Annotated in this window: 9 protein-coding genes; 3 read left to right on the forward strand and 6 right to left on the reverse strand. The window is 37.9% G+C overall.

Annotated features, from left to right (window positions below; translation table 11 throughout):
• Positions 1 to 94: 94 nt before the first annotated feature.
• The 5 genes from QHH19_05025 to fbp form a co-directional block, all read right to left on the reverse strand.
• Positions 95 to 1,597: a serine--tRNA ligase gene (locus QHH19_05025; protein MDH7517687.1), complete on the reverse strand. Its 1,503-nt coding sequence runs from the start codon at positions 1,595 to 1,597 to the stop codon at positions 95 to 97.
• Positions 1,598 to 1,626: 29 nt separating this feature from the next.
• Positions 1,627 to 1,848, reverse strand: coding sequence for a KEOPS complex subunit Pcc1 (locus tag QHH19_05030; GenBank protein ID MDH7517688.1), 222 nt, complete (start codon positions 1,846 to 1,848; stop codon positions 1,627 to 1,629).
• Positions 1,849 to 1,850: 2 nt separating this feature from the next.
• On the reverse strand, positions 1,851 to 3,203 hold the full coding sequence (locus QHH19_05035; protein ID MDH7517689.1) for a DHH family phosphoesterase: 1,353 nt from the start codon (positions 3,201 to 3,203) through the stop codon (positions 1,851 to 1,853).
• A 52-nt stretch (positions 3,204 to 3,255) separates the two neighbouring features.
• Positions 3,256 to 3,702 (reverse strand): 30S ribosomal protein S15, encoded by a 447-nt coding sequence (locus tag QHH19_05040; protein ID MDH7517690.1) that lies wholly within the window; start codon positions 3,700 to 3,702, stop codon positions 3,256 to 3,258.
• Between the two features lie 69 nt (positions 3,703 to 3,771).
• A complete protein-coding gene (gene fbp, locus QHH19_05045) occupies positions 3,772 to 4,887 on the reverse strand; it encodes a fructose-1,6-bisphosphate aldolase/phosphatase (protein MDH7517691.1) in 1,116 nt (371 codons plus the stop codon).
• Positions 4,888 to 5,009: 122 nt separating this feature from the next.
• Here fbp and cysS point away from each other — a divergent pair, with 122 nt between their 5' ends.
• The 3 genes from cysS (at position 5,010) to QHH19_05060 (ending at position 9,245) form a co-directional block, all read left to right on the forward strand.
• A complete protein-coding gene (cysS, locus tag QHH19_05050) occupies positions 5,010 to 6,515 on the forward strand; it encodes a cysteine--tRNA ligase (protein MDH7517692.1) in 1,506 nt (501 codons plus the stop codon).
• A gap of 6 nt (positions 6,516 to 6,521) precedes the next feature.
• On the forward strand, positions 6,522 to 6,929 hold the full coding sequence (locus QHH19_05055; GenBank protein MDH7517693.1) for a universal stress protein: 408 nt from the start codon (positions 6,522 to 6,524) through the stop codon (positions 6,927 to 6,929).
• A gap of 75 nt (positions 6,930 to 7,004) precedes the next feature.
• Complete coding sequence (locus tag QHH19_05060) at positions 7,005 to 9,245, forward strand: C25 family cysteine peptidase (protein MDH7517694.1); 2,241 nt, start codon at positions 7,005 to 7,007, stop codon at positions 9,243 to 9,245.
• Positions 9,246 to 9,270: 25 nt separating this feature from the next.
• On the opposite strand, the gene QHH19_05065 is transcribed toward QHH19_05060, so the two are convergent.
• Positions 9,271 to 9,849, reverse strand: coding sequence for a 50S ribosomal protein L15e (locus QHH19_05065; GenBank protein MDH7517695.1), 579 nt, complete (start codon positions 9,847 to 9,849; stop codon positions 9,271 to 9,273).
• Positions 9,850 to 10,237: the final 388 nt, after the last annotated feature.

A 10,237-nucleotide genomic window follows, 5' to 3' on the forward strand; every position in this document is an offset into this window, starting at 1 on the left:
TAGCATCCCCTCCATATTTTATTCACCAAAAACATGGATGGATGCTACCATTACTTAAATCTTAAGTTGACAAGCACTCCCATTGAGTAAGTACTTATAAAAACTCTATACCCTCTGGTAGTTTATCTAGATATTTCCTGAAACCATCTGGCCAGTGCTCAGGGTTCAAGCCTTTTTGCGCTAGGAAAGCGGTTGTCCAACGTTCCAAACCAATTCCTGAGCATCCACTCCAAAGCTCGCTTTTTTGTGCCTTTATATTAAAAGTTTTTATGTATTTATCTCCGAGAATGCTAAGGTTTTGGAACTCAAGCCATTCAGAGTCTTTTCTGGTTCCCCGGTATGGCATGTATGCCTCAAAATCAATTGTCCCAGTATCCTGAGTTGATTCATCACCTATCTTCCCAGCTTGCTGCATATACCATGGTGTTACCCATGCCATACGCCACTCTAGGTCAAAAATTTTGTTGAAAACATGCTTGTAACGATCAAGTAATTTATCACGCAGTTTTAGTAATTGTTCTTTTGTTCCAATGTAAACCGGTTCGATACGATGAAACTCATCAACACGCTCAATACCATGCCGCCCACCTGATTCGTACCTACAAGATATAGCGGTTTTATCATAAACAAGCACAGGTAATGATTTCTCAGAAATAGTTTTTCCTTTTAGAGACCAGTATATAACTGGGCATTGCGCGTAACATATACCAGCATTTGGCGTAGAAATATTCTTTTTAAGCTCCTCAAATGGTACTTCTTTTGTGATTTTTGTTAAATCAATGAAATACTCCCATTTATCAACATCCCTCGTCACTGGTTCAGAGACATAGTAAATCTCAGCAGGCATACCCTCAAGATGACCTGTTTTAAGCCATATATCAAACGGAACTACATGTGACTCAATAACCTCCTTGAAACCAAGTGGTCTAAGAACCTCATCAACAGCAATTCTTTCCATGTTTTTCATAATAGCTGCTGCCTGAGCATAATAAAACCATTTACCCTTAGTCGGCCCCTGTTTAATCCAACTCAACTTTATCATTTCCTCAGTAGGATCCTTTGACCAAACAGGTTTCTTTTCCTCAGACTGCCATATAAGTTTCCAGAACTCTGCTTTCCCCTCATAGTGTTGGTTCTCAACCTTTTCCTTAACAAGGTTTATCATACGATCAATATAGTTACGCTGTAAAAAATCCTGAGAAACATCTTTTAGTGTGATTACCGCGTTTTTGCCTTTGATTGTTAATTCAGCAAAAGGTATCGAAAACTCTTTCAAAGGCTCTTTTTCAAGATCAAAAGAAATCGTGTAATTTTCAACTGTTATCTCACGGACACCAATATGATGTTTCTCCCCAAATTCCCTGCTAAAAGCATTTTTAATCTGAAGTAAAGTGTTATGAGGGCGCAAAGCACCCTCAGAAACTATAGTAAGCATCAAAGATTTTTTTTCAACCTTAAAATGTTCGATTTCTGCAATCTTTTCCTGACCCTTTTTAAGGATAGTCGAATTAACAGTAGAAATAAACTTCTCAACATCTTTTGTGATAGAAGATATATCGCCGCTGAACACAAATGTTGCTTTTAAATCAAATTTCATAGTGAAACTCGCTATAAACTATCTGATTATTAATGTTTATCTAAAGTAACTTTATCAGCAACAGAAATACAAGCAAGATAATCATCCAAAGTATGCAACAGAGATGAAACCGATTTACTATCAATATGTGCCTCAAGTTTTTTGCCTTTAACAGATGATTTCACAAAATTAAAATCATCAACTTTCACAGATCGCATAACTGTTTTAACCTTCTCAGCATCATCAAACTCCATAACTATATCACAACTCACCTTCAAGATTTCACACCACCCATTTGTTTCTCAACAATCTCATCAACAATATTAAGGAACTCTTCTTCTTTATCAGAACTTATTGTTGCACCAGCAGCTATCTTATGACCACCACCATGACCACCTAGTTTCTCAGCCGCCTGTTTCATAGCAACACCAAGATCCAAACCATTACTAACAAGATATTGATTACCCCTACAAGAAACATGAACCTCACCATCTTTTCTTGTAAGAGCAAACAAAGGCTTGCTTCTATCAAAAAGATAATTAACTGCGATACCGCAAATAACGCCACCCCGCGACGAGTCATTGCTGTAGAAATACCTAAAGTTTTCTTTCTCTTCACAACCATCTCTCTCAAGCTTTAATAATTCATCCAGTATACTTTTTCTGTATTCTTTCTCAAGTTTCAATGCATCCTCAAAAACTGTTTTATCATTTAGACAAATCAACAACCCAAGGCTGCGGTTTCCACCTTTCCCACAAGAATCCAATAGGTCTGCAAAACGTTCCAGCTCACATCGAAGCTTATCAGACCAATAACGTTCCCTTATAACTGTGTCAAGAATGTTTTTTTCGCAACCATTTTTTATAAGATTTAAAATCAATAATGATTGAAGCTGCTTTTTCTTTTTTTTATCAACATCCTCTAACTTTGTGTTTTCACTAATATGTAGTTTTTCTAGTAAAACAAGTATTTTTTCTTTGTCACCTGATAAACCAAGATAAAAAGGGTCTATAGAATAAAAAATAGCATCAAAAATGTTTTTACCATAAAGTTTAATGCTATTTTCTTTTTTTAGATAATTATTTTTAATTGCTTCATCAAGAATAGTTTTGTTGTAACCTCTTATCCCACCTATATACTGTTTATCACCCATTGCACCAGCAAGTGCAAGCGATATCAAATCCTCATTTTTTTTGTCCAATGTTTTTGCCAACAAGTAGGTTAGTGTAGCACCACATGCCTCATAGTTACCATCTATACCAAGCAGGTTTGAGTTGATCTGCACTATATCGTCGCTGGTTTCTGTTTTGTGGTATTGATGATGATCTATGATGATAGCTTTGCAACCAAGTTTTTCAATTGTTTCTATCTGCCCACTGCCCATGTCTAAGAAAAATATGATCTCGTTTTCCTCTTGTTTAAGCCTCTCAAAACCGTGTGTAAACGGGTTCCTCATCAAAGTGACATGAAAATCATAGCCTTTACGGTACAATGCATTGCATATTATTCCAGCTGATGTTATACCATCTGCGTCGTAATGTGAAACAACTCTTATTCTCGTACACTTTGGGTGGGATAAAAGAAGATTTATCGCTTTTTTGTTTAACTTTGAAAGGTCGTCTATCATAGTTTATACACTAGGCTATAATTCAGTTGTTTTTAAAAATATGGAGCCTTTTTTATTCGGACATTAGTTTTGCTTGTTCTGTTGTGTACTTCCAGCCCTTAGGCAGCCGCCCCTGGGAACCATAGTATTTCTCTAAGCTTCTTATCTTTGATTCCAAGACCTGTAAACCTCTCTTGTTTTTGAAGTCTTTTTTGTGCTCATCTAGATGTTTTTTGAGTTGCGATGCCCTGTTGATCAGGTTTCTAAGATCCTCTGGTATTTCTTGTTTTATCCCATTTTCTTCCAGTAATTTAGTTAACTTCCTTCCTGTTGCGACACGTATATCTGGTACAGCATACTGGTCCCTTAGTATAATCCCTATTTCGCTTGTGGATTTACCAGCTTTTGCTAGTTCCACCGCCATGGATTCCACTTCCCTAGGGTTTAATGCACTCCAATCAGGATGCTGTTTTTTTTGTTTTGTTGTTGCATTTGCTGGTTTTGTTTTTCTCTTTGCCATCGTTTTTTACTCCATAAAGTAAGAGTTCTGAATAAGGTGGTAATATATAAAATTAGAGGTTGCAGGTTTTTATTTTATGGTTTTGAACCGCGATCCTAGTTTTTTCATCACTTTTGGCAACGTCGTATATTCCATGTCCTCCATAGGTAAGCGGTGTGGCTCAAACGGGCCATGTCTTCTCATATAATCAGTTATCTGTTGTGACCTCCTTCTCACCATATCAAAAGCTGGGTCATCAAACAAGTCAGACGGTTCTGTAAGCATCGCGTTTTTAACCTGAAAACCAAGTGCGATTACTCTTGGTGGCCCATCGAATCTTGTGCATCGCGCATCTTTTACAGAGACCGGCATCAAAGGACCATTATGAGATCCACGCATCCAGCCAGACACAAGATGACCAAGGGAAAAGCCTTCAAGTACCTCGCCGAGAGCAGGTAACCCTGATTGTGACCTTACAATACCAGCTGGGTCGTCTTTACCAACATACTCCCCAGCTATCTGATAAAGTTTCTCTGTTGATATAACTGCGACTGGTTCATCAGCTGGTAGTTTAGATGTCGACTTTGGGAACACCCTTTTGATTACGAAACGTGATTTAGCACCAATAAGCGCAAGCAGATCATACATTTCCTCTGGTGTTTTTAGTAGAACGTTTTTATGTTCCTGTATATCCCATACCTCAAAAACAAAACCATCATGGAGGGAGGGATCTATTATAAGACCAGCTGTGTTAAAAGGGTCCGCAAAAATCTTAAAAATAGGTAGGTTGAAAGCACCTGGCTCTGTCTTGTCCATCATGAACGCTATTATTGGTTCCGCTTTTCTCTCAGTAAACTCCATCTCAGCTATACCAGGTCCCATACCACGTATGTTACCAGAGAAAGCATCAACTAGTAGATCCTGTCCTGCACCATAGAGCCCTAGTTCTTTTGCTTTTTCTGTAGCCTCACAAAAAGTATCCCATGCGAGACCATGAACCTCTTTACTATCAACACCATTGGTATGAGTCATGATTAGTTCTAGGTCATCACCGCAGTTAGTTACATGAAAATCTTTTATCAAACCAGTTTTTTTTGCGTCTCTAAGCCTTTTGTTTGCTATCTCTTTTAGAGAAGGATGCACAGATGCATGCCCTGGCCACCCACCAACGTCTGCCTTAATGATGCTGAAAGTGGTTTTCATAATATTTTAAGCCTCCATCTGATGGTATGGAGAAGATATTTATAAAATTTGGGTAAAACTTTTTTTGTTTTACAGCAAAGTATATATTTTTCTCCATATTTTAGTGACAAGGATGAGACCGTTAAATGACATTAAAAATTTATAATACTTTGACAAAGAAAAAAGAAAAATTTGTTCCAGTTGAAAAGGGTAAAGTTAAGATGTATGTTTGTGGTATGACTGTTTATAGTGATGCACATATTGGTCATGCCCGTACATATTTTGCTTTTGATGTTATCCGCCGTTATTTCGAGTACAAGGGTTACAAGGTTACTTATGTTCAGAATATAACTGATGTGGATGACAAAATTATTGCGGCTGCCAACCAGGAGGGCGTAGATCCCCTAGAGTATTCTCGTCGTTTCACTGAAAAGTGTCTTGAGGATTTAGACAGGCTTGGCATTAGGAGAGCAGATGTTTATCCTAAAGCCTCTGAGACAATCCCTGATATGATAAAGATGATAGAAGAGATCATCAGGAAAGGATATGGTTATGTTTCTGATGGCGATGTTTATTTTTCTGTTGAAAAATTCAAGGATTATGGAAAACTCTCAGGTCAAAAAATCGATGAGATGAAAGTTGGTGCACGTATAGAGCCTGGTGAACAAAAACGTAACCCACTTGATTTTGCTTTATGGAAAAAATCCAAGCCTGGTGAACCTTCATGGGATTCACCCTGGGGTAGGGGCAGACCCGGCTGGCATATTGAGTGCTCTACTATGAGCAGCAAATACCTGGGTTTACCTTTTGATATTCATGGTGGTGGGATGGATCTTCGTTTCCCTCATCATGAGAATGAGATCGCGCAGGCTGAAGCAGCTACAGATAAACGTTTTGCTAAATATTGGATGCATGTCGGTCTTCTGACGATTAATGGGGAAAAGATGTCTAAGTCTCTCGGTAACATTGTTAACATTCGTGATCTTTTGGGTAAATGGGATTCTGAGGTTGTTCGATTCTTTTTTGCTCAGACACATTATCGTAGCCCACCTGATTTCAACGATAAAGCTCTCAGTGACGCTGAGAAGGGGTTAGAACGGATACGTCGTCTGAAAGAAAAAATCGAAGGGTTATGCAAAAATGTTTCATCAAATAAGTTCGATGTTAAAAGTTTGACATCATCAGAAAAAAAATATTTAGATGCAATCAATGATTTTAAGGAAAAGTTTGAGGATGCAATGGATGATGATTTTAACACCCCACAGGCTATCGCTGTTTTTTTTGATTTTGTTAACAATAGTAACAGGTTTTTTGAGGAGAACAAAAATCCTAGCAGGGAATTATGTAGACATGCGCTTGATGTCTTGGTTGAACTTGGTGGTGTTTTGACTTTATTCCAACCAACTAGTTATAGAAAAGATGCTTCAGAAGATCCTGTTTTGTTGGAAAGATTATACAACGTTGTTTCAAAATATGATAAAAAAATTAAAAAAACTAGTATAAAAAATCTTATGGAAACGATAATAGGTTTTAGAGAGAAAGCCAGAAAGGACAAGAATTGGGGTTTGGCAGATAAGGTTAGAAAGGAGCTTTTAGATATAGGTTTTGAGATTCAGGATACACGTGATGGTCCTATTTGGAGGAAAAAATAGGGTATTATGAAAAAGATACTTGTGTGTTTTGATGGCTCTGAAGGCTCTGAGTTGGCTTTGAATAAGGCCATGAGTTTAATTGATGAGTATGGGGAACTCATTCTTTTAGCTGTTGTGCCTAGTCCCTCTGAAAAAGTTTTTTTGGACAATGAAATCTATAAGAAGTTGAGAAAAAAAGCTGAGAATCTTATCAACGATGCTATTAGAGATATTGGCCCCCATGATTTTGATGTTACTGGTATGGTTGAGGAGGGGGATGCTGCTACTATAATTATTGATGTTGCAAACAGGTTGAACGTTGATTTAATTGTACTTGGTAGTAGGGGCACTAGTGAAATTGGGCATTTTCTTATTGGTAGTGTTGCTAATAAGGTTGTTCAGTATGCCTATAAACCTGTGATGGTTGTCAGATAATGTTTTTTTTTTTGCGGAAGTTTAATAACACATCCCTGTATTAACAGATGTTAATTTAGAGGTGAAAATTGATTTATGAAAAGAGGCTTAGTGGTTTTTTTAGTTTGTACGCTGATGATAGGTAGTGTATTTGTAGGTGCATCTGTAAATACTAAAAATTTTTTGTTTAAAACTGTGGATGGCGTGGTTGTTGTAAATATTCCAGCTGGTGGTTACGAGGTTAAAAAAACTGATAATGGTGATGAGTTGTATGTAGAGGATTTCGGGTGTTTGCTTATTCCTGGTAAGCCTAGTTTACCATCGAAGATATTCTCTGTTGCTATACCGCCTGGTGCACAGTTCAAAGAAATCCATTTTGATACACTGGGTAGTGTGGTTTTACCTGGTACATATAATGTTCCATCTGTGTCTCTACCCCGTGTTATCGGCGATGAAAATCCTGTTATCTACGAGCAAGAGCTGAAAAGATATGAAGAGAATTATAGATCAACTTATGGTAGCAATAATCCGTATCCTTCTTCAGTGGTTGAGTTTGTTCAGACCTCTGGTTATAGGAAATATAATCTTGTAGATGTTAGGTTTACACCGTTTACTTATTATCCTTTGTCTGGCGAGTTGGTTTATCATCCTAATGTCAAGGTTTATATTAGTTACATGCTACCCAGGGGATCATCTGCTGAGAATGTAATAGTTGATGATATCGACCGTGCGGAGAAACAAGCAAAAAACATTGTTTATAACTATGATCAAGCACAAAGCTGGTATACAACTAATGAGGAGGGTAGTCGTGCATTATATGATTATGTAATTATAACACTTGATTCGTTGACTTCCTCTGTTTCTTCTTTGGTGGATTGGGAGACTACAAAGGGTAGAAATGTTAATGTCGTTACAACATCTTGGATAAACACTAATTATAATGGTTATGATCTTGCTGAGAAAATTAGAAATTTCTTAAGAGATAAATATCCTTCTAGTCAATGGGGCATCACAGATGTTTGTATCATTGGGCATCGTGACGATATTCCTATGCGTCGCTGTTGGCAGGATTTAGGTTATGGAAAACCAGAAACTGATTTCTATTATGCGGAGTTAACATTACCAGATAGTCAATCCTGGGATGCTGATGGTGATCATAGATGGGGTGAGAATTCAGATCCTATTGATTTCTATGGTGAAGTAAGTGTCGGGCGTATCCCATGGAGTGATCCATCTATTGTTGCTCATATTTGTGAGAAATCAGTTACCTATGAGCAGAATAATGATCCTGGTTTTAAGAAAAATATCCTTCTTCTCGGTGCGTTCTTCTGGGATAATGACCCGAATCCGCGGACTGATAATGCTGTACTTATGGAATACAAAACAAACCCTAGTAACAACCCTTGGATGTCAAACTGGACGAGAACACGGATGTATGAACAAGGTTATTCTACCTACACCATGGATTATGACATCACTTATGATAATGTGAAGAATATATGGTCAAATGGTACATATGCATTTGTTGACTGGGCAGGTCATGGATCACCTACCTCCTGCGTTAGATATCATCCTTCCATGACAGAGTTCGTTAACACCGATACATGCCTCCATCTTAACGATAATTATCCCTCGATTATTTTTGCAGATGCTTGCAGCAACTCTGATACTGATGAATATAATATTGGTCAAGCAATGCTTAAGCAAGGCGCTGTAGGTTTCCTTGGCGCCACAAAAGTTGCTTTGGGGATGCCAGGTTGGAATAACCCAAATAGCGGCTCTAGCCAATCATTTGATTATTACTTCACAAGTTGTGTTACATCAGGAGAATTTACACAAGGTCAGGCTCACCAATGGTCTTTAACTAAAATGTACACATCCAATCTATGGGCCTACCTCAAGTATGAGACTTTTGAGTGGGGCGCACTATGGGGCAACCCTGATTTAACGACCGCTATTTTTGAAAACCATCCGCCAGAGGCACCAGAGATATCAGGAGAAACAAATGGGCAATCAGGAACAACATACATTTATTCACTTATAACAACAGACCTAGATGATGATCAAGTCTACTACTATGTTAACTGGGGAGACGGAACAAACAGCGGCTGGATAGGCCCCTATAATTCAGGTGAACAAAAAACAACATCTCATAGCTGGAGCGAACAAGGCACATACCAAGTTAAAGCAAAAGCCAGAGACACCCATGGTGCCGAAAGCAACTGGACAACACTCGATGTTGTGATGCCAATAAATCATATAGTAAACCACCCAATACAATTACCACTTAAATACTTTGCAACACCCATTATAAAACAAACACTAAAATATAATTGACAAAAAAATACTCAAATTTTTTTCCTTACTTTTGTTTAGCACGTTTACTGGGTCTAACCTTTTCAGCACCCTTTCCCTTATGACGTAATCCTCTACCTTTTTTACCAGCGCTGGTTTTACCACGTAAAACCCTTCTAGTATTAGAAGCATTTGATATCCAGTTTATTTTTGGGTCTTTTGTGATAGCTGGGTGCACAGGATCAACCAGTATAACCTCATAGTAGTGGTAACTACCATCATCGCCAACCCAGTATGAGTTCAAAACCTCCATGTTAGGGTAGCGTTTTGCTGTTCTCTCCTCAGCAATACGTTGTGTACTCTTTGCTGCTGTGATCTTATTTATACCTTTTTTAGATGGTTTTCTACCACCTTTTATTTTGTGTTTTCTAAGACCACCTCTCCGCACCCTAGCCCGCACTATAATATAACCTGGCTTGGCTTTGTAACCCAGTGATCTAGCCCTGTCTAATCTAAGCGGTTTTTCTACTCGGAGAAAGTTTTCTTCTCGTCTCCACTGTATCATCCTTTGATGCTGCGGCGTTTGATATGATGTATCATGTTTTTTCCATTGGTCTGTTATATAGTCATAGATGCTTTTTGCCATAATATTTTACACCGATTCTTCTGATTGGTAGAGGCTATGGAAGAGAAATGTTTATTTAAAACTTTTGTCTAACTTATGAGAACCTGGTCAACCATAGTAGTTAAATCAAAAAGGCTCATGTCCTTAAATCATCGGACAAAACGACTCACATAAGTCATCTTTCCCCTTGAATCATGATTTGAGGAATCCTTCATGCTGTTCATATCTGGTAGTCCGATAATTCGTGGGGAAGAGCCATCAAAAATATAAACTCGTGTGCCAGCATATTCTGTTATTATAATAGTAAGAGATTATAACATTTTTATTGAAATATAGGCTACATCCCGAAATGAGTCGAAGAATCATCTCTTGAACAATATTTTACTTTGAAATAGATCATAGAACATAC

This window comes from Candidatus Thermoplasmatota archaeon, from assembly GCA_029907305.1.
Classification (GTDB): domain Archaea; phylum Thermoplasmatota; class E2; order DHVEG-1; family DHVEG-1; genus JARYMC01.

What these genes read in the sequence shown, in the direction of transcription:
- QHH19_05025 (MDH7517687.1), bottom strand. Translation starts at nt 1,597, where the DNA reads ATGAAATTTGATTTAAAAGCAACATTTGTGTTCAGCGGCGATATATCT.
- QHH19_05055 (MDH7517693.1), top strand. Translation starts at nt 6,522, where the DNA reads ATGAAAAAGATACTTGTGTGTTTTGATGGCTCTGAAGGCTCTGAGTTG.
- QHH19_05060 (MDH7517694.1), top strand. Translation starts at nt 7,005, where the DNA reads ATGAAAAGAGGCTTAGTGGTTTTTTTAGTTTGTACGCTGATGATAGGT.
- cysS (MDH7517692.1), top strand. Translation starts at nt 5,010, where the DNA reads ATGACATTAAAAATTTATAATACTTTGACAAAGAAAAAAGAAAAATTT.
- QHH19_05065 (MDH7517695.1), bottom strand. Translation starts at nt 9,849, where the DNA reads ATGGCAAAAAGCATCTATGACTATATAACAGACCAATGGAAAAAACAT.
- QHH19_05035 (MDH7517689.1), bottom strand. Translation starts at nt 3,203, where the DNA reads ATGATAGACGACCTTTCAAAGTTAAACAAAAAAGCGATAAATCTTCTT.
- QHH19_05040 (MDH7517690.1), bottom strand. Translation starts at nt 3,702, where the DNA reads ATGGCAAAGAGAAAAACAAAACCAGCAAATGCAACAACAAAACAAAAA.